The organism is Allochromatium palmeri, from assembly GCF_009720725.1.
GTDB classification, from domain to species: Bacteria; Pseudomonadota; Gammaproteobacteria; order Chromatiales; family Chromatiaceae; genus Thermochromatium; species Thermochromatium palmeri.
On the sequence record NZ_WNKT01000002.1, the window covers coordinates 145,832 to 165,805 of the forward strand.

Annotated in this window: 13 protein-coding genes and 1 tRNA gene; 6 read left to right on the top strand and 8 right to left on the bottom strand. The window is 65.4% G+C overall.

The genetic code is table 11. The features are described from left to right. Positions 1–88 precede the first annotated feature (88 nt). Both GJ668_RS02025 and GJ668_RS02030 read left to right on the top strand, forming a co-directional pair. Positions 89–2,425, top strand: coding sequence for an ATP-binding protein (locus GJ668_RS02025; protein ID WP_155448446.1), 2,337 nt, complete (start codon positions 89–91; stop codon positions 2,423–2,425). Then, positions 2,422–6,582: an EAL domain-containing protein gene (locus tag GJ668_RS02030; protein WP_155448447.1), complete on the top strand. Its 4,161-nt coding sequence runs from the start codon at positions 2,422–2,424 to the stop codon at positions 6,580–6,582. The genes GJ668_RS02025 and GJ668_RS02030 overlap by 4 nt, the downstream gene beginning before the upstream one ends. 1 nt (position 6,583) lies before the next feature. Here GJ668_RS02030 and GJ668_RS02035 read toward each other — a convergent pair whose 3' ends face one another. After that, positions 6,584–7,777 carry a dicarboxylate/amino acid:cation symporter gene (locus tag GJ668_RS02035; protein WP_155448448.1) on the bottom strand — a complete coding sequence of 398 codons (1,194 nt, stop codon included), beginning with the start codon at positions 7,775–7,777 and terminating at the stop codon, positions 6,584–6,586. 4 nt (positions 7,778–7,781) lie between these two features. After that, positions 7,782–9,245, bottom strand: coding sequence for a Mur ligase family protein (locus tag GJ668_RS02040; RefSeq protein WP_155448449.1), 1,464 nt, complete (start codon positions 9,243–9,245; stop codon positions 7,782–7,784). A 137-nt stretch (positions 9,246–9,382) separates the two neighbouring features. Between GJ668_RS02040 and GJ668_RS02045 the strand changes: the two genes are divergently transcribed. The 4 genes from GJ668_RS02045 to GJ668_RS02060 all read left to right on the top strand — a co-directional run bounded on the left by GJ668_RS02045 (position 9,383) and on the right by GJ668_RS02060 (position 12,235). Then, complete coding sequence (locus GJ668_RS02045) at positions 9,383–9,937, top strand: Hsp20/alpha crystallin family protein (RefSeq protein ID WP_155448450.1); 555 nt, start codon at positions 9,383–9,385, stop codon at positions 9,935–9,937. Between the two features lie 8 nt (positions 9,938–9,945). Beyond that, positions 9,946–10,386, top strand: coding sequence for a YybH family protein (locus GJ668_RS02050; RefSeq protein ID WP_155448451.1), 441 nt, complete (start codon positions 9,946–9,948; stop codon positions 10,384–10,386). A gap of 35 nt (positions 10,387–10,421) precedes the next feature. Next, complete coding sequence (mtaB, locus tag GJ668_RS02055; RefSeq protein ID WP_155448452.1) at positions 10,422–11,780, top strand: tRNA (N(6)-L-threonylcarbamoyladenosine(37)-C(2))-methylthiotransferase MtaB; 1,359 nt, start codon at positions 10,422–10,424, stop codon at positions 11,778–11,780. 367 nt (positions 11,781–12,147) lie between these two features. Then, a tRNA-Ser gene (locus tag GJ668_RS02060) sits at positions 12,148–12,235 on the top strand. A 102-nt stretch (positions 12,236–12,337) separates the two neighbouring features. Here GJ668_RS02060 and GJ668_RS02065 read toward each other — a convergent pair. From GJ668_RS02065 to GJ668_RS02090, 6 genes are all read right to left on the bottom strand, one after another. Further along, the gene (locus GJ668_RS02065) at positions 12,338–16,819 is read right to left on the bottom strand and encodes a hypothetical protein (protein WP_155448453.1); all 4,482 of its coding nucleotides are present in this window, start codon (positions 16,817–16,819) and stop codon (positions 12,338–12,340) included. Between the two features lie 90 nt (positions 16,820–16,909). Continuing rightward, positions 16,910–17,785, bottom strand: a complete 876-nt coding sequence (locus GJ668_RS02070; protein WP_222930739.1) for a hypothetical protein — start codon at positions 17,783–17,785, stop codon at positions 16,910–16,912. A 32-nt stretch (positions 17,786–17,817) separates the two neighbouring features. After that, positions 17,818–18,777, bottom strand: a complete 960-nt coding sequence (locus GJ668_RS02075) for an Rpn family recombination-promoting nuclease/putative transposase (protein ID WP_155448493.1) — start codon at positions 18,775–18,777, stop codon at positions 17,818–17,820. Positions 18,778–18,887: 110 nt separating this feature from the next. After that, the gene (locus tag GJ668_RS02080; RefSeq protein ID WP_222930740.1) at positions 18,888–19,133 is read right to left on the bottom strand and encodes a UPF0175 family protein; all 246 of its coding nucleotides are present in this window, start codon (positions 19,131–19,133) and stop codon (positions 18,888–18,890) included. 217 nt (positions 19,134–19,350) lie between these two features. Continuing rightward, positions 19,351–19,647, bottom strand: a complete 297-nt coding sequence (locus GJ668_RS02085; RefSeq protein ID WP_155448454.1) for a type II toxin-antitoxin system RelE/ParE family toxin — start codon at positions 19,645–19,647, stop codon at positions 19,351–19,353. Then, positions 19,635–19,922, bottom strand: coding sequence for a CopG family ribbon-helix-helix protein (locus tag GJ668_RS02090; RefSeq protein ID WP_155448455.1), 288 nt, complete (start codon positions 19,920–19,922; stop codon positions 19,635–19,637). The genes GJ668_RS02085 and GJ668_RS02090 overlap by 13 nt, the downstream gene beginning before the upstream one ends. Positions 19,923–19,974 lie beyond the last annotated feature (52 nt).

Genomic DNA, 19,974 nt, shown 5'->3' on the forward strand with positions numbered 1-19,974 from the left:
CTCCCAACAGGGGGCCGGTTTTCGATAAGGTCGACGTGAGGCAACACTGGGTGACGCGGGTCACGACATCGACGGATGGGTCTGAATCATGATGACACGCTTTGCCGGCCTGTCCATGCGCGACAAGGTCATCGCCGTGGTGATGCTGGTCAGCACGCTGGTGCTCCTGATCCTGGCGCTGCTGGTCGTGATCACCGATATCGTCGATCGACGCAGTGCCCTGGTCGAGCGCGTCGGTGCCCTGACACGCGTGGTCAGCCTCAACACCTCGGCGGCCCTGGCCTTCCAGGACGCACAGGGAGCCGAGGAGATTCTGGCCGCGCTGGGCAGCGAGCCGGAGGTCATCGGGATCGATATCCACGGCATCGACGGAGTCTCCTTTGCCCGTTATCGCAGCCCGGATCCGCGCCACCGCGCACTGCAAGAACGCATCGAGATCAACGAGCAACGCGAGACGCAGGGTACGCGCCGGCCGCCCGGCGCTGAGCCGAGTGCGCACTTCCAGCCAGGGTATCTGGATGTGCAGATGGCGGTGCATGTCAACGGCAAGCCGCTCGGCTACATGGGGCTGCAATACGAAACGGCGAATCTGACACGACGGATCTGGCTCCAGGTCTGGTTGACGCTGGCGGTGTTCGTGGGCGCGCTGGGGCTGGCCTTTCTGCTCGCCACACGTCTGCATCGGTTGATTTCCGAGCCGATCGCCGAGGTGGCGACGGCCATGGAACGCATCACGCGCACCGAGGACTATGGGGTGCGTCTGGAAGCACGCGGGCGTGATGAGCTGGCCACGCTGACACGCGCCTTTGATGCCATGCTGGAGCGCATCGAGCAGCGCGATGCCGAGTTGCGTGAGGCGCGTGATGCCGCCGAGTACGCCAATCAGGCCAAGTCACACTTCCTGGCCAACATGAGTCACGAGATCCGCACGCCGATGAACGGCGTCATCGGTATGACTGAGCTGCTCCAGGAAAGCGACCTGAACGCCGCTCAGCGCGATTGCACACGCATCATCCAGGACTCGGCGGCGGCCTTGATGCGAATCATCAACGACATCCTGGATCTGTCGCGCATCGAGGCCGGGCGGCTCGAACTGGAGCAGCTCGACTTCGATCCGCGCGAGGTCTTCGAACTGGCCCTGAAGCCGCTGCGCGAACTCGCCCAGCGCAAGGGGCTGGCGTTCGCGGTCGCGATGGATCCCGACCTGCCGGCCCGGTTGCGCGGCGATCCGGGCCGGCTGCGTCAAATTCTGACCAATCTGGTCTCCAATGCCATCAAGTTCACCGAGCATGGACAGGTGTCCGTGAATCTGGACTGTCTGGAGTGCACCAGTGCCGCCTGTCGTTTCGCAATCCAGGTGCGCGACACCGGGCTGGGTCTGACGACCGAGGCGCAGGCGCGGCTCTTCGAACGCTTCACACAGGCCGATGTCTCGACGGCACGCTGTCATGGCGGCACCGGACTGGGTCTGGCCATCTCGCGTCAACTGGCCGAGCTGATGGACGGACGCATCACGGTCGAGAGCGAACCTGGGCACGGCTCGGTGTTCCGGATCGAGCTGGCGCTTGAGTGTGGCGCTTCGCCGCCGGCGGATGTCGAGCGGGGTCTCGCTGGTCTTCAGGTGCTGCTGCTGGCGGGCGATCCGGTACTCGGCGCGCGCCTGGAAGCCCGTCTGGCCGAGGCCGGAGTTGTGTGCGAACATCGCACACGTCTGACCGAGGCACTCGAATCGGCGCTCACCCGTGGTGCACGGGGCCAGGGGTTCGATTTCCTGCTCCTCGAACAGACTCAGCTTCCAGAGCCGGCGAGTCCGGCCGGGCGTCTCCTGAGCGAACTGATCGCACGCGCGACGGGCGCGCTGCGACTGGGGGGCGACGAGGATTCAGTCGCGCCCGCCGGCTCGCCCTGGGGTCACTTGCCGGCCGTTCGCTGGCCACCGACACGCGCCGACCTGCTCGCCGGACTGGGTGCTATCATCGGAGTCCAGGGCGCGAACGGGATCGAAGATACGGCGGATTGTGTGCGACCTCTGGGTTTGCGGGTGCTGGTGGCCGAGGACAACCCGACCAATCAGCGCGTGATCGCCAGCATGCTGACGACGCTCGCCTGCGAGGTGGAACTCCACCCCAATGGCCAGAGTCTCCTGGAGTCGTTCGCACGCCGTCCTCCCGATCTGGTGCTGATGGACTGTCAGATGCCCGTCATGGACGGTTATGAGGCCACCCGGCGCCTGCGTGCGCTGGAACCATCACTTGGAAGGCGGGTGCCGATCATCGCTGTGACCGCACATGCGATGGCCGGTGATCGCGAGCGGGTCATCGCGGCTGGCATGGACGATCATCTCTCCAAGCCATTCACGCTCGCCGCCCTGGCCAAGCTCTTGAGTCGCTGGAAGACAGAAAGGATTTTTGGATCACCGGAATGAACAGCTCTACATCACACACCCTCGCGGCCGGATCCTCGCCCCTGGCGGATCTGAGTCATGCACTTCATACACAGCTCAATGGCGTGCTCGGCATGAGCGAACTGCTGCTGGGCACACGCCTCGACGCTGAGCAGCGCGGCTATGCCGAGACACTGAATCACGCCGGCCAGCGCTTGCAGGGCGTTATCCGCGATGTGCTGGATCTCGCGCGCCTGGAGACCGGCCAGATTCAACTCGCCAGTCGCGAGTTCGACCTCATGGGCACGATCGACGCGGTCCTCGACAGCGTCGCCGACCGCGCCGAGCATGCAGGGCTGGAACTGGCCGCCGATCTGGCACCGAATCTGCCGTATCGCGTGCTCGGCGATCGAGGACGCTTCGAGCGCTTCCTGAGCCATCTGATCGCGGATCTGATCGATCTGACCGCCTCGGGTGAACTGGTGGTGCGCGTAGCCTGGACCCCGGAGTCGACGCCATCCTGTCTGCGTGTCGAGATCCGCGCCAGCCAGATGGGCGCTTTCCAGTTTCCGCCGGGCGTCGATGGCGCCTGGACGGGCTGTGCCGTCGGCGCGGGTCTGGGGCTGATTGTCGCGCGCGCCTGGGTCGAGCATCTGGGCGGGCGCCTGGTGTCGGAGCCGGAGTCGCCGGATGGCGTGCTCGTCCGCATCGAGGTGCCACTGACGGCGGTCGCCCACAAGCCGCTCGGGTCGCATCCGCATGCGGCGCTGGCCGGACGCCGGGCACTCCTGGTCGCCCCGGATGGACTGGTCGCCGAGGTGTGCAAGACGCGCTTGAGCGAGCTGGGCTTGACGGCAACGCACACGACCGAACCCGAGGCGGCGCGCCTGACCGTGCGCGCGGCGGCCGACGCGCAGGCGCCCTTGTCCGTCCTGCTCGTCGATGCGCGGGTCAAGGGGCTGGAACACCTGCTCTCGGAGCAGTCGCTTCAGGCTGAGCCGGCGTTGGCGTTGCTCAAACGGCTGCTGATGGTTCCACGACGCATCGGATGGCGTGACGATCAGGCCGCCGCGCTCGCGGTCACGGCTGAATTGACCAAGCCCGTCACCCAGCACGCGTTGCTGGCGGCCTTGACGGGCGCCGGCCATGATGCGATCTCCATCGCCTCCTGGCCCGAGGAACGCCCGCCAGCCGCGTTGTCCCAGTCCGGCGGGTTCGGGCTGCGGGTGCTGGTCGCCGACGACAATGCCATCAATCAGGACACGGTCGCGGCCATGCTCGCCTCGCTCGGCTGTCAGTCGCGTCTGGTGTTCGATGGTCAGTCCGCGATCGAAGCCCTGAGCGAGGAACGCTTCGATCTGGTGCTCATGGACTGCAAGATGCCGCTCATGGACGGTTACGAGGCCGCCCGGCGTATCCGGCTCCAGGAAGGCGACAGGCGCGCGCGTCTGCCCATCATCGCCCTGACCGCGCATGCCATGGAGGGCGATCAGGCGCGCTGTCAGGCCGCCGGCATGGACGACTATCTGACCAAGCCGCTGTCACGGCGCGCCTTGCGCGCGATGCTCGAACGCTGGTCGGCGAAGCGCACCGCGCACTGGCCAAGCGCGCCTGAGCCAGTGGCTGAAACAGTGCGCCCGCTGTCGACCGGGATCGGTGCCGTCAGCGAGTGGCCGATCCTCGATCCGGGGCCGCTAGCGTCCGTCCGCGCGCTCGATCCGGACTCCAGTGCCGGGGAGGCACTGGTGGCGCGTTTGATCGATGGTTTTCTCGACGCCGAGCCGGCCCTGAGTGCGGCGGTGCGCGTGGCGCTGGAATCGTGCCAGTCCGCCGCTCTGAGTGAGGCGGCGCGCGCCCTGAGCGCAAGCGCCGCGACGCTGGGGGCTGTGCGTCTCGCGCAATTATGCGAAGGTCTGGCACAGATCCCCGAGTCGGCGCTGACGCCCCGGATGAGCCGCGAGGCCATCGCCGCTCTGGAGTCGGTCCTGACTCAGAGTCGCGCGGCCGTTGAGTCGCTGGCAACCGGAGGATCGGATGCCGCGATCAACCCATCCAGACAGCCGCCGGAGTCCGTCCAGGCAGCGAGCGCGGACGACCTGCGACCCCAGGTTCTGATAATCGACGCCGATCCGGCGCTCGAATCCAACGCGCGCTCGATGCTCGATGGATGCGACCTGCATCTGGTCTTTGCCCAGGATGATCGCCGTGCGCTGGAGTCGATCGCGCGCGAGCGTCCGGATCTGATCGTGCTCGATCTCATGGCACCGGGGTTGAACGGCTATGCGCTCTGCCATCAGTTGCGTCACAGCCCCGGACTGGAGCTGACGCCCATCCTGGCCGTGACCGGCGGTGAGGATCTGAACGTCATCGAGCGCGCCTATCAGGCCGGGGCCACGGATTTTCAGGTCAAGCCGCTCAACTGGCTGTTGCTGATGCACCGTATCCGCTATCTGTTGCGCGGCCAGTCCACGCTGGCGGCCCTGCATCAGAGCGAGGCCAGTCAGAGCGCCCTGATCGCGGCCATTCCGGATGCCCTGTTGCGGCTCGACAGTCAGGGACGGGTGTTGCAGTTCAAAGCGGGCTGGCTGCCGGGGCAGGCCCGGTCGCGGCCCGAGTCGAGCGTATCGCTGCTCTCGGATCTGCTGCCCGAGTCGGCCTGCGCGGTCATCCGGCGCGAGCTTGGCGCGACTCTGGTCGAGCACGGCGTGCGCGAGTTAGAGATCGAGGTGACCGACGAGCATGGCGAGGTGCGCGTCTTCGAGGCACGGCTGATCGCGATCGACGCCGAGCAGGTCATCCTGCTGTTGCGCGACATGACCGAGCGCCAGCGCCGCCAGCGCGTCATCCAGCAACTGGCCTATCAGGACAGTCTCACCGGGCTGGCCAACCGGCGCCGCTTCAACCTGGATCTGGCGCAAGCCCTGTCGCGCGTGCGCCGGCGCGATGACCGGCTGGCGCTGCTGTGCCTGGATCTGGATCGCTTCAAGCGCGTCAACGACTCGCTGGGACATGGCATCGGCGATGAACTGCTGCGCACGGCCGCGCAGCGGTTGCAGGATACCGTCGATGAGGCCGGCGTCATGTTCAAGGCGGAGGGCATCGGCTTCGCCAGCACCATCGCCCGGCTCGGCGGCGACGAGCTGGCCGTGATCTTCAAGGGACGCGATGCCGAGCGCATCGCCATGCGGGTCGCCGACGGCATCCTGGGCAAATTTCGCGAACCCTTCCAGCTCGGCGGGCATTCGCTCGTCTGCACCGCATCCATCGGCATTGCTCTGAGTCCCGACGACGGCGAGACCCCCGAGATCCTGCTCAAGCACGCCGACACCGCGCTCTATGCCGCCAAACTCAAGGGGCGCGACACCTACCGATTCTTCACGGCCGCCATGGGCGAGCGGGCTAGGCGCCGGCTGGACACCGAGGCGCGTCTGCGCCGCGCGCTCGATCAGGATGAATTCCGGCTCCACTATCAGCCGATTCTCGACACGCGCACGCGCGCGCCCATCGCCCTGGAGGCGCTGCTGCGCTGGGAGGACCGCGATCAGGGTCTGCTGGCGCCTGAACACTTTCTCCAGGTCGCCGATGAATCCGGGCTCATCCTGCCCATCGGCGTCTGGGTGATTTCGGAGGTCGGGCGTCAACTCGCCCACTGGTCGCACCAGGGCTGTCTCCAGTCAGTCGCGATCAATCTCTCGAACGCCCAGTTTGGTGATCGCGGTCTGATCGAGCGGCTGTTCCGGCTCGCCCGTGCCTGTCCGCCCGGTACCATCGAGCTGGAGGTCACCGAGAGCCTGCTGCTGGCACGCGATGCGCGTCTGCTCGACACCCTGGCCCGTCTGCGCAAACAGGGAATGCGGGTGGCCATCGACGATTTCGGGACCGGCTATTCCTCGCTGGCGCTCCTGAAACATCTGCCGATCGACACGCTTAAGATCGACCGCAGCTTTGTGCGTGAAATCGGCCGCGAACCCACCACCGAACTCCTGATCCGCACCATCGTCGACATGGGGCACGGACTGGGTCTGCGACTGGTTGCCGAGGGTGTGGAGACGGAGGAACAGCTCGCGTTCCTGGTGCGCGAAGGCTGTCATGCGGTGCAGGGGTTTCTATTTCAGCACCCCATTCCGGCCGCCGAGTTCGTCTCGGATGGCTTTTTAGCCATCACGCAGCACGACACGCTTGGTCAGGACAGTCGCTGACTCAAGGCGCTGGAGTTCTTGATTCGCGCTCCAGCGGTGCCCGATCCAGACTGGCGGCAACCACCAGGTCGCCCCAGACGTTGATGGCCGTAATGGGATAGTCGAAGAAGCGGTCGACGACCAGATAGAGCGCCAGATAGGTCTGGGGCAGTCCCAGCAGATCCAGCATGAAGGCCATCATGCCGATGCCGCCGCCCGGAATCCCGGCTGTCCCTGCCGAGGAGGCCATGGTCAGCAGCACGATGAACAGCGCCTGCCAGAGCGTCAGATCCACCCCGGCCAACTGCGACATGAAGATCAGCAGGATCGACTGATAGAGCGCCGAGCCGTCCATGTTGAGCGTGGCGCCCAGCGGCAATGTGAGGCTGGTGATGCGCTCGGGGACGCCGAAGCGCTCCAGCGTCCGTTTCGAGACCGGATAGGTTGCCGAGCTGGAGGCGGTTGAGAGTGCCGTCAGCAGCGGCTCGCGGCAGGCGAGCGCCAGGCGCCAGGGCGCGCGGCCGCTGAGCAGACGGTAGAGCAGGGGCAGGGCGAGCAGGGCATGGAGTCCGGCGGCCAGGGCCACCGCCCAGACGAAGGCGTGCAGTCGCAGGATCTCGGCCCAGTCCATCCCCGCGAGGCTGGTATAGACCAGGGCCGCGATTCCGATCGGAGCCAGGGTCAGGATGCCGGCGAGCAGTTGCATCAGGAGCGCGTCGAGCGCCCGCGCGCCGCCGAGCAATGTGTCGCGCTGAGCGGCCTGCAACCGGCGCGAAGCGAGCGCCGCCAGCACCGCCACGACGACGATATGCAGGATGTTGCCTTCGGCCAGCGAGGCGAAGAGGTTGGTCGGGATCAAATTGGCGATCAGACGCTCCAGGCTGAAGGCCGCGCCATCCGGCATCACGGGTTCCAGATCGAGCAGACCGACCGGCACGCCCTGCGAGAACGTCAGCCCGATCAGGGTGCCGAGCGCGGCGGCGATACATGACGTCATCAGGTAATAGAGCAGGGCGCGTCCGCCGATATGCCGCAGATCCCGGCCGCCGGCCAGCGAGGCATAGATGGAGACCAGGATCAGCGGCAGGATCAGCAGCTTGAGCAGCGACAGGAAGACCTGCCCGATCCAGGCCACCGTGGACGCGCCCTGGGGCACCAGAAGCGCCAGCGCGATACCGAGGATCAGACCGGCGGGGATGGAATAGAGCCGGCGCATGGGGTCAGAGCGCCGAGGTCCAGCCGAGCCGCTGGAGATTCAGCGCGACCTGTTCCTGATCGCTGTAGGGCGTCTTGTGTCCGTCACGATCGATATAGCGCTCGTGGCCCTTGCCGGCAATGAGCGCGACCCAGTACTCATCGGCCGGACAGGCGTCGAGCTGGTCGAAGAGCCGGGCGATGGCCTCGGCGCGGTCGACGATGAGGCTGTACGCCTGACCCTCGGGGAAGCCGGTCAGGATGTCGTCGATGATGCGCTCGGGCGACTCATGGCGCGGGTTGTCGGAGGTGACGAAGATGACGTCCGAATGGCGGGCGACGGCGGCGCCCATCAGCGGACGTTTGGAGCGGTCGCGATCGCCGCCGCAGCCGAAGAGCGTGAGCACGCGCGCTTCGGGGAAGCCGTCGCGGATGGCATCGAGGATGGTATCGAGCGCGTCCGGGGTGTGGGCGAAGTCGATGACGATGGCGCGGTTGCCGTAGAGGCGGCAGTCGAAGCGTCCGTCGACCGGCTGGAGATGGCGCCAGTGTTCGCGCGTCTCGTCGGCCGGCGTGGCACCGAGCACAGGCGCGGCCAGGGCCACCGCCAGCGCATAGTTGGCGCGATTGTGCTTGAGGGCGAGGAAGGGCTTGGCGGCGATGGCGGCGGGCGGGAGCCGGGCCGGCTCCAGCACCGCGACCGGAACCGGCGTCGGGTCGTGCGCGGCAAGCCGGTCGGCCACGGCCTGACTGGTGCAATAGAGCCGTCCGCCGGGCTGGATCAAATCGAGCAGACGCGCCTTGGCCGCGAAATAGCTGGCCTCGTCACGATGATAATCGAGATGATCCTGGGTGAAATTAGTCCAGCCGGCGTTCTCGAAGGGAATGCCGGCGACCCGCCCCTGATCGAGCGCATGACTGCTGGCCTCCATGACGACGACGTCGGCGCGATCCTGGTTGGCGTGCAGCAGTCGGCGCAGTTCGATCAACGGCGGCGAAGTAAAACCGGTCTCGACCTGGGGCACGCCGTCGAGAAAGACGCCGAGCGTACCGATCGACAGCACGCGCTGTCCGTGGGCGGCGAGGATGGATTCCAGATACTTGACGGTCGTCGTCTTGCCGTTGGTGCCTGTGACGCCGATGAAGCGCTGTGCGCCGGGTGCGAGCGGATAGACGACATCACAGAAGCGGCGCACGACCTCGGCCCAGTCGTCCGGGCGCGTGACATGGAGCGCGACTCCGGCCATCCGCTCGAAACAGTCGAGCGGACGGTTGGTGACCAGTGCCGCGAAGCGTCGGCCGGCGAAATAGCGCCGATGGATCTCATCGTCCGAGACATCATCGTCGAAGCGCTGGAAGAAGAGGATCGACCCTGGGTCGCAGGCATCGGCGCGCCACTGGATATTGGTCGGGCGCGGGGCGTCGGGCGTGGTATGCCGCCAGGCGAAGTCGGTGGTGGCGAGCAGATGGGCGAGAGCGTCGGAGTGCATGTCTGAGCCGATTGTTCAGGGCGTTTCTGGCGATTATCAGGCGAGGATGGCGAATTTTCGTGTCAGTCGACTTATACTGGTGGCGCGGTACGTCCGTCCATACTCAACGTTCGCCAACTCGAATCCGGGAGTCCATTATGCGTCGAATCACCCTCTCCGCCGTGGCCCTGTCCGCGTTGCTGCCCACGCTGGCTTTTGCTCAGGTCTGGACGCCTTATGGTTATGGCCCTCAGGCGCCGGGCGCGGTCGGACCGGTTCCTGATGCCGGGTATCCGGGAGCCTATGGACCGCCGGCTCCGCCCGCTTTCTGGTCCCCGGACGCGACCGAGCGGATGGCGCGCCACGCGCGTCCGGCCTGGCCGCGTCTGAGCCTCACGCGCCGCGCCACCGATGACGCCTATCTGATCGAGATCCAGCTCCAGAACATCGAGCCGAATCAGGTCGAGATCCGCCCGGTCGGACGCGGTCTGGTCATCACCCATAGTGCCACGGTGCGCTTCAGCCAGAATGATGCTTTGCCCGGTGGCGAAGGCTATCAGAGCCGTTACAGCATTTCGCGCGACACCAGCGGCCGGCGCGTCGGGTTGCCGCCGGATGCCGATCTGGCCGGCATGACGCGCGAGGTCGAGGACGGGCGCATCCTGATCCGCGTGCCCAGGGTCGCCAATGACGCCTGGCGCGGGCGCTGGTGAGTTCGGACATGCGCTTCGAAACCCCTCAGGACGTCGAGGACGCCTATTATGACGCGCTCGAAGCCGGCGATGCCGAGGCTATGGCCTCGGTCTGGGCTGATTCGGACAGTATTTTCTGCTTGCTGCCGATGACGCCCCTGGCTGTCGGTGAGCAGGTCGGGCGTCTCTGGCGGATTCTCTTCGAGTCGGGGCAGGGCTTCGACCTCCAGGTCCGGCATCTGCTCTGGATCGAACAGGGCGAGCTGGCCGTGCATCTGGTCGAAGAGCGTCCGCAGATCCAGCCGGACCAGCGTCCGCCCGGTGCATCGCTGCCGCCGCCGCTCTATGCCACGCATGTCTTTCGGCGCGGCGCGGACGGCTGGCGGCTGCTGGTGTATCAAAGCTCGCCGACTCCACCGCCACCGCCTGGCGTGCCCTCGGCGTCGGCTGGACCGACGGCGCTGGCCTGATCGGACCAACGGCGTTCGGCTTCGACATCCACTCCATGCACGCAGGAACGCGCGTCCGACTCCAGACACTCGGCTGCCGGCTCAACGAGGCTGAGCTGGAGTCCTGGGCGCGTGACTTCCAGGCGCGTGGATTCGAGATCGTCGAGGACGAGACGGGGGCGGCTGATCTGATCGTCGTCAATACCTGCGCGGTCACGGCCGAGGCGGTGCGCAAATCGCGCCAGATCCTGCGTCGTGCCCAGCGCCGCCATCCAGCGGCCCGACTGATCGTCAGCGGTTGTCTGGTCTCGCTCGACAGCACGTCGGGCGCCGCGTCATCGTCTTCGGAGGCCCCCGAACTCATCGTTGTCAATCGCGATAAGGACCGTCTGGTCGAGATCGTGCTTGCGGCGCTGGGTGTCGAGTCCGGCGTGCGTCCGGCGACGCAGGTGGCGGATCTGGCCGCGCCGCTCTTCGCGCGCGGTCGCCAGCGAGCCTTCGTCAAGATTCAGGACGGCTGTCGCTATCAGTGCACCTTCTGCGTCACCACTCAGGCGCGCGGTCCGGAGCGCAGTCGTCCGCCGCTGGAGATTTTGCACGAAGTCGAGTCTTTCCAGCACTCCGGAGTCCAGGAGGTGGTGCTGACCGGCGTGCATCTCGGCGGCTATGGTGCGGATCTCGGGACTGAACTGACGGGCCTGATCGAGCGTCTGTTGGGTGAGACGGCGATTCCGCGTCTGCGGCTCGGCTCGCTGGAACCCTGGGATCTGCCTGAGCGTTTCTGGTCGCTGTTCGCCGACCGGCGGCTGATGCCGCATCTGCATCTGCCGCTTCAGAGCGGCTCGGACCGGGTGCTCAGGCGTATGGCGCGACGCTGCAAGCGCGATGAATATCTCCGGCTCGTCGAACGGGCGCGCGCGGCGATCCCGGATCTCAATGTGACCACTGACATCATCGTCGGCTTCCCCGGCGAGGAGGCCGACGACTGGCGTCAGACGCTCGAACTGGCCGAGTCGCTGCGTTTCGGGCATATCCATGTCTTCGGCTATTCGCCGCGTCCGGGTACGCTGGCGGCTGGCTTTGCAAATCCGGTGGACGCGCGCACGCGCCAGGGGCGTATCGCTGAGTTGGAGTCACTGGCGCGCCGTTCGCGGCTCCAGGTGATGGGCGAGCAGATCGGCAAGTCGATGACGCTGCTGCATGAGCGTCTGCTCACTGGGTTCGAGGGGCGGCCGCGCTCGGGCTATACGCCCAACTATCTGCCGGTGCATGTGCGTTCCGAAACGCCGATCAGGGAGGGGCGGTTGGTTGAGGTGCGGATCACGGGGCTCGACGAGGCGGCTGGGTTGCTGATCGCCGAGCTGACCGGTGTCGAGTCGATGGCGTCCGAGCGCAGCGCCCCAGCTCAGGCGTAGACATCGATACCAGATTGACTGGCACTCTCCGCGCTCGGTCGTGTGGGTGGCTGCGGTGGCGAAGGCTCGGCTGGCGGCTGGCGGTTCTCGATGTTGCCACCCGGCGGCGGGGTGGGCGCGGCTGGCGGGTTGGGTTTCATCGGTTGGATGTGGAGTGAGCCGATCTCCATGACGCACCTCTCGGGCCATTGTGGCCATGATTCGCAGGAATTCCTGATTCAAGAATAATCGCTTTTGCCGGCAGCGTGGTTTGGATTGTTCGAGCGAGCCGGTCGCGGTGCATCAAAGTCTTGGGCAACGGCGCATCATGCGTTATGCTTAGCGCCCCGCACATCCCAGGGCCTCGTCTAAGCGCCCTATCTTTAACGGAGAGGTGGCTGAGCGGTCGAAAGCGGCGGTCTTGAAAACCGTTGACTCGAAAGGGTCCGGGGGTTCGAATCCCTCCCTCTCCGCCAATCAAATCAGGTGCTTGCAACAGGGTGAATGTGGTATCCGCCGTGTTCTCGCGCCAATCATAAAGACGCCCTTTCGATCAAGTTGAGCCTCGTCGTCGCTCTTCAGCCCACTAGCCCCTTCAAACGCGCAAGAATCTCCTGTTGCTGTGGTATGGGCAGCCGCTCGATTCGATTCAGGATTTCATCCACGCTCATCCGGTCGAGATGCGCCGTCAGTGACTCGACGATAGGTGCAATGGCGTCCTGCTCCTCGGTGCGCAATTCAGCGGGCGGCTGGCGCGCGGTCTTCAGCAGTCGCTCGGTTGCGGGCTGATCGAGACCGTCAATGGCATCGAGCTTGAGCAAGGGCTGTAGCCAGGCTTGGACACGCGCCTGACGCGCTTGCTCATCGAGTTCGTTCCGCCGTGTGGCGACGGCCAGGCGCAGGCGTTCGAGTCGCGCGCGATCCTCGGCGGCGAGATAGGCCGGCAGTTCACTCAGCTCTCGTTCGGCGCGCGCGCAGTATTCGGCGTCGAGTTCGGCGATCCGGTCGGTCTCGATCCAGCGTCGCTCGACCCAGTCGGCTGAGCGTGAGCGGGCGCCGGCCAGGCGTTGTTGCATCAGGCGATCATAGATCGCCGCCATGTCCCAGGCCGGTTCGATCTCGCGTGCTTCGAGATCCGCTGCCAGTTCCGCGAGTTGCTGGGCGACTTGGCGGCTGAGCAGTTCCTCCAGCCGCTCCACGTCCCAGTCACCCGACTCCCAGACGGCGACATCCGCCAGCATCCGGTCCAACTGCACGGTCAGCGCGCTGACTTCGCTCTCGTCGCGCGTACCGACGAAGAGGTGAAGCAGCCGCATCGCCCGCGCCTGGGCCTCGCGCAAGGCGTCTTCGGAATCTGGAATGGCGGCATAGAGCGCACCGAGCTGGGTGCGCTGGCGGTCGAGCTGTTCGCGCAGACGCTGTTCGCGCTGGCGGATCGCGCCGATCCGTGCCAGGATCTCGGGATCGGTCAGCACGCCGCGCGCGCTCTCGACCGCCTCGATCAATCGCTCGCCCTGCTCAATGCCGTCGAGCAGATCGCGAACCAGCGTCGAGTCGGATGGCTCGGGCTGGCGCGGATAGTCGTCGCTCTCGGCCAGTGTCAGGGCGAAGCGCTGGCGTTTCTCGACCTGGAAGATCGCGCGTTGCGCCTGTTCCTCCAGCGCCCGTGCCTCGGTCGTGAAGCCGAGATCCTTGAGACTGGCGGCGGCCCTTTCGATCCGTTGGCGGAAGCTGGTGACATCGGTGGCGTTGTGACAGCTCTGGCGCGGGATCCAGCCGGCGAGCCGATCCGACACCATCTGGCGCAAGGGTATCAGTAACGTGTTGCAGGCTTCGACGGCGGATGCCGGCCAATGCACAGCATCGCTCACTTCGTGCTGTTTGTGCAGCAGCAGTCTCGCCAGACGCAGCATCTCGCTGACATCGTTCTGCCGCTCGGCGCGCTCCAGGCTGTTTTCATAGCCGTCGAGTTCTGACTTGAACTGGCGCAGCTTGACCGCCGCCGCCTCCGAGCGGTCGCGCAGATACTTGAAGTGACCCTCCAGCACTTCCGGGATCGGGTCGACCCGGTGCATCCGTTCGGCCTCCTGGGCGAGCTTGACCAGACGCTCGTAGTGCTTCTCGTGTTCCCAGCCGTCGAGCAGGGCGCGCCAGCGGCCTTCGGCATCCTCGGACAGAAAGCGCAGGGTCGTGCGTTCGAGCACCGAGGCTTCCAGCGCGTGCTTGCCTTTCTGGGGCGGGAAGGCGGTGCCGAGCCAATCGGCGGCCGCGACCAGCTCGCCGCCCTGTTCGAGACGGCGCGGCGGATGCACACCGCCGATCAGCAGTCCGAGCAGCAAGCCGGCCGAGGCGCTGTTGAGACCATAGGGAGGGGCGATCAGGGCGCGGTAGGAGTCCCAGAGCGTGCGCGTGGGCTGTTCGACATGCGCTTGCTGGAGCGTTTCGAGCGCGGCCTTGATGGCGGGATGTTCGGGTGCGGTCAGCTTGCCGGTCGTCGCCAGAACGCGCCAACTGCGCACCAGGACCGCCTGCACCCGGTTCTGCAAACGCTTGGGTTGAGCCTGCACCCAGGGGCCGTCGACCTGATGCGCGATCAGACTGCGCGCCAGTTGGGCCGCGTCCGCCGCGCCGCCGCCGGCAGAGGTCGCGAAGCCGTCGAAGGGGAAGGGGAGGATCCTGGGATAGACGCAGTCGAAGATCGCCTCGCCGACGGTCTTCATGCGCCCATCAGGGATCGCGTCGAGACCGGCGATCCAGTACAGCCGCTCCTTGAGCGCCTGGGCGATGGCTTCCTTGAGCGCCAGACGACTGCGCTCGCGCTCTTCCGGGATGAAGCGCCGAAAACGCTCCTGCTCATCGGCGGACAGGGGTTCGTCGAACAGATGCAGACGCCCGAGATGCTCGGCGATCACGCCCTCGCGATCCTCGATCCCCGCGACCCACAGCGGCAGTGTCTCCTGCCCGAGACGCTCGCGCTCGGCATTCAGGGCGCGCTCGATCCGCGTCTCCAACTCGGCTGGATCGTCTTCCGGGTGCAGATAGACGTAGAGAATGCGGCCCTTGGCGTCCTTGGGATGGAGCGACTGCTCCCATTCGCGCGCCGCCGTCTTGATCGCCTGTTCGATGGTGTGCGGATGGGCATAGTGCGGCGCATAGAACCATTCGGTCGTGGCGACCTCGTGCAGGCGTCCGAAATCGGTCTGGATCTCGATGAGTCCGCCGTCCTTGGCGATGTTGCGCACGAACAGGTTGCGGATGGCCTCGGGCGTGAGGGCGGCCTGGCGCTTGCGCAGCCACTGCTGGAACTGGCCGCGCGTGGTGGCATCGGCGATCAGTTCGTATTGGCCCAGATCGCGGTTCCATTCGAGCGCGCCAAGCTCCTGACTCAGCGGCCCGAGCGCCGCGCGCAGGGTCTCGCCGTCGAGTGCCGTGGCCTCGCACAGCAGGGCCTCCATGCTCGGTTGACTCTGCTTGGCGATACGCATCTTTTCGAGGACGGCGACCCCGGCCAGCACCAGACGTTGCTCAGGACTCAAATGCGCCTGGAACTTCTCCAGCAGCAGTTGCAGCGTCTCGGCCACGGTCGCGCCGGTCTCGCGCTCGGCGGCGATCATCTGCGACAACAGGCCATTCAGGACCAGTTCGGCGGCGCTGATTCGGCGCAGGCGCTCGCGGTCGAGTGCGTCCTCGTCGGCGATACGCTCGATGGATTCCTTGATGACGGTCAGCGCCGAACGCGACTGCACCACGTCGCTCTGGCGCGTCAGGAACCAGGTCGCCAGGGGATGCAGCGGCCAGCCGCCGCGCGCGATCACGCGGGCGAAGCGTTCCGGCTCGTTCCAGACCGGATAGCGGGCAAAACCGGGCAAGACCGGCGCCAGGCGTTGCTGAGTCTCGGTCTGGGTCGCGTCCGCTCCGGTGTGCTGCCAGAGCGTCTCCAGCGCCGACTCGTCCTTGCCGAGCATGTGGGCGAAGAGGGTCTCCAGATTGGTCGAGAGATAGGCCTTCTCGGCGGCGTCGAAGCGGGTGATGTAGCGCTGCAACTGGCGCAGATCGGCGCTGCCGAAGCGCTTGAGATAGGTCTTCAGCTCATATTGGATGAAGCCGATGAAGCGCACCCGACCGCTGTTGTCCTGTACGCCCTGAAAGATCTGCTGCAAGGCCGAGTCGCCCGCGAGCTGCGGTTTCTCGGCGGCATATTCCAGATAGCGTCCGAACTCGTCGAACAGGATGAGGACGCTGGAGAAGGCGCCGTTCGGCCCGCAATAGATCTCGCACAGGGTATTGATCAGTTCCTGCGCCGACTCCTGGCCGACGACCGGAATCGGTGCGCCGTTGGCGTCGCTATAGATGGCATCGACCGCCGTATAGACCGCCTCGTCCTGCTGGCGCAGTGTGGTCAGAATGGCGTCAGCGCTCCAGCCGGGCAGATGGCGGGCGAAGGCATCGGCGCGAAATTCGAGATTGCGCTGGACGAACTGTTCGGCGGTCTGGAAACGTGGCGACAGGGCGCGAATCGCCTCGGCGTCGACCCCGTAGCGTTCCAGTTGCGCGAAGACGGCTTGGCTGAGGGCGTTGCCGAGATGGAATCCCGCCATGCCATCGAGACAGAGTACCAGCACCGGGCGGTTGAGCTGTTCGAGGCGTTCGGCGACGGCTTGGCCGATGGCGGCGTCGGCTTGCGTGAGATGTTCGACGATCGCCTGGGCCGTGTCCGATGTCGGTGCGCCGAGCAGGGAGGCGATGGCCGTGGCCAGATGGGACTTGCCCGCGCCATAGCCGGCGACCGCGAGCAGATAGGGATTGCGTTCGGCCCCGGCGAGACCGGAGAGGATCGAATCGAGCAGGTCGCCGACGAAGCTGGCGCTGTCCTTCAGGCGATGGCCGCCGCCGATGCCCTCCTGTTCCGCTTCGCCCGCGCCGTGGTAACGCGGTCCGTGAAAGACATAGGATCCGGCCGCTTGCCGTGCCTGTTCGGGCCGATCCTGGATCCAGCGCAGTTGCACCGCGCCTTCGAAAAAATGCTCCTGATGGAAGCGAACCAGATTTCCAATCTTCATGCCGATGTCCTCGTCGATGTCCAATCCGGCTCCCGTCCGCCGCCGTTGCAAGGCGTGTTCTAGCCGCGTGGCGGATGAGCCGTCATCACCTCAAATCAACTCACTATAGAGCGCGTTCACGACCGCGCGTGTCTCTTGCAGTCGCAGCAACACGGCATTGCCGGTGTAGCGATCGATCTTGACCAAGCCGGTGTCGGCCATCCAGTCGAGCCAGCGCCGAACCTGGGTCTCGTTCCAGCCGAGTAGGGCGGTCAGATGGGTGTCGCGCGCGAACTCGGCGAAGGCGAGTTGTCGGTCTTCGCCGTAGCGCTCGTCCCAGAGCAGATAGAGATAGGCGGCATAGGCCGGGAAAAAGGGGCGCTCGGCCGGGGCCGCCGCGCGCACCAGCAGCGGTTCGTCCGCTGAATCATCCAGGGTCAGGGCGCCGATGGCGGCGAAACTGCTGTCCTCGGCATACATTCGGGGCACGAGTCCCGAGAGCGATTTGAGATAGCGCTTCTCGCCATGTCGGGCGCGCAGAAAGTCGAGATAGTCGGCCTGCGTGAACCGCGATCCGAGCCTGAACCAGCCTTCGGCGAAGAGCGTGAACCAGGCATCGGCGACGCCCACGGCTGGGGTGCCGTGCCCGTAGCGGCGCGAGAGCAGTAGATGCAGGAGCCAGAGCGTGACCTGCTCGCTCAGGAAGGGGTCTTCGCGCTGCACGATGGCGCCTAGCGGGGTCAGATTCAGGCGCCAGGAGTCGCCCGTTTTCTCGGCGCTGATCAGGCCCATGCCCAGGGCGTACCGGATCATCGGCTCGACCTTGCCGGTGCTCTTGCCGGTGGGGATGCCGGTCGCGGAGCCGATGGCCTCTTTGTCGCCGTCACAGCTTTGCACGGCGGCGGGCAACAGTGCCCCGAGCAGACGCCGATCCGGCAGGAAGGTCTGGGGGAAGTTCAGCGGCAAGGGCGTGGTGTGTATCAACATGCGTGGATGATTTCGGTCGAACTGGTGTCCCGTTATTCCTGATCGCGATCGACAAAGACGTCTTCCAGACTGTGGGTCGTGAGCACACGCGCCGTCCAGGCGCGCAAAGTGTCGGCATCGGCCTGTTGCACGCGCGTCTGCGCCGTCTCGGTGAGCGCGCCGAATTTGAGCGCGAGCAGTTGCAATAGGATGGTAGCCGCTTCGGCTTGGCGTCCTTCCTGAAGCCCTTCTTGACGACCTTCTTGGCGTCCTTGCTGGAAGCCTTCCTGACGCGCCTCTTTCAAAAAGGACACCTCATCGCGCAGTGCGCGTTCGCGCACGAAGGCCAGCCGTCGGGCCTCTTCGTCGGCGCTCAGTTGCCGCACGCGGCTCAATGCGTCCTGAATCGGAGCATGGTCGATCGTGGCCATTCGCTGTTCCTCCCGCCAATGTTCGAAGAATGTCACCCAGCCCGACAGCGGTCCGGATCCCAGTCCCAGCCGGTCGGCCTTGCGCAATTCGATCAGGTTCAACTGCAACACGTTCCCCAGTGTCACTGTGGGTTGATCGCGGTCGCGCATCTCGAAGCGCCACAGTGCCTGAGCCTTCTGCGCGGGTGTGGCGGTGAACAGGTCGAAGTCCAGCAGATGGATGCCGACCACGGCGCGCAGTTCATCGTAGTCCTCGCCGGTCCCCAGCTGTCGGCTCAGGGTGCGGGCCAGATAGTACAGTCCGCGTTTGTGCCAGGCGCCGTAGCGGCGGACCTGGATCTCGACGTTGTAGACGTTGCTGGCGGCGTCGCGTGCCAGGACGTCGAGGATGATGTACTTGCCGCTCAGCTCCGCCGGGTCGATGTTCGGGTTGAGCACCTCGACGGCGGTGATCTCGGGCAGATCCGGGCGCAGGTCGTTGATCAGGGCCACCAGCAGTTCCGGGGCCTCGCCGAACAGGCGCTTGAACACATAGTCGTTCTTGGGGTCGAGTAGGTCGAGCGCGGTTGTCGTCTCGGGCATTCGGGGCGGCTCCAGTGGCAGGCTGTCGATGGGATCAAGCGTGCCCAGGGTTTCCATGTTCGGGTGCTCAGTTTGGGTATTCGTTCGTGCTGATCGGCATCTTGGAGCCGTCAAGCATTTGCCAAATCTGCGGCGAGGGATTCCGGGGCTTGGTTGAAGACCGAAACGCCATGAGTCCCGATGGCGTCCAGGAAGGCGCGCTTCGAGAGTCCGACCATCTCGGCGCCCTGGCCGAGCGAGAGTCGTCCTTGTCCGTACAGCGTTGCGGCGAGCAGAAGACGGATGTCCTCGGCCTGTATGTCTAAAGAGTCTGGTATCGACAGGTGCAGTTGGATCAACACGATGTTTTGTTTCAATGATCGGCGCGGATGTCATTTGAGCCGCCGCTTCAATGCGCATCTCCTGTGCCGGTTCTTCCGGTGAGCGGTGGATCGCGGAACAAATGCCGTAAAAAATACAGCTAATTCATAAAACCGGCTTAGCTCGTAAACCGCCATATCATGTGCCTTGTTCAAATCCATGCCGATCTCCTCAAAATCAAAGCTATTTGATACGAGCATTCGAAGATCGAGTTCAAGGCATTTCGTCGCGTTGCTCTTTGGCGTGCCACACGCGCACGATCACCACGCGATCGCCGTCGATGCGGTATCTCAGGACATAACCACCCCGTCCAAAGGCTTCAAACAGCTCCCGTCGCCCGCTTCCATCGTTCATCGGCGGGCCGATTTCAGGGAAATCCGACAGCCGATTCGCTCCTTTCAGGATCACTTGCGCGGCTTGACGGGCGGCGTACGGATGTTTGTCCATCAGGAACGCACGTAACCGCTCCAGGTCATCGATGGCTTCCGGGAGCCAGATCACATCGGGCATGGCGGGGCCGCCTCGGGCGTCGCCTCGTCTCCCCAGGTGTTCAGCCAAACGCCGACCTGGGTTTGGGATACTGCGCGTCCGGTGAGCTGGTAGCGCTCCCAGCGCTCCAGATCCTCCCGTTTTTCCTGTTCATAGCGCTCTTCGCGCTGCACGTACTCCTCGATGGCGGCCTTCATCAGCCAATGGGGACTGCGGGCTTTTACGGTGCTGAGAGCTTTCAAGCGCTGATGCAGTCCCGCGTCGAGTTTGATGCCGGTGTTGACGAGCTTTTGCATAGTGGTGGCTTCATCGGTCGTTGTAGGTATTACGACTAAGTACGCTAAGCGC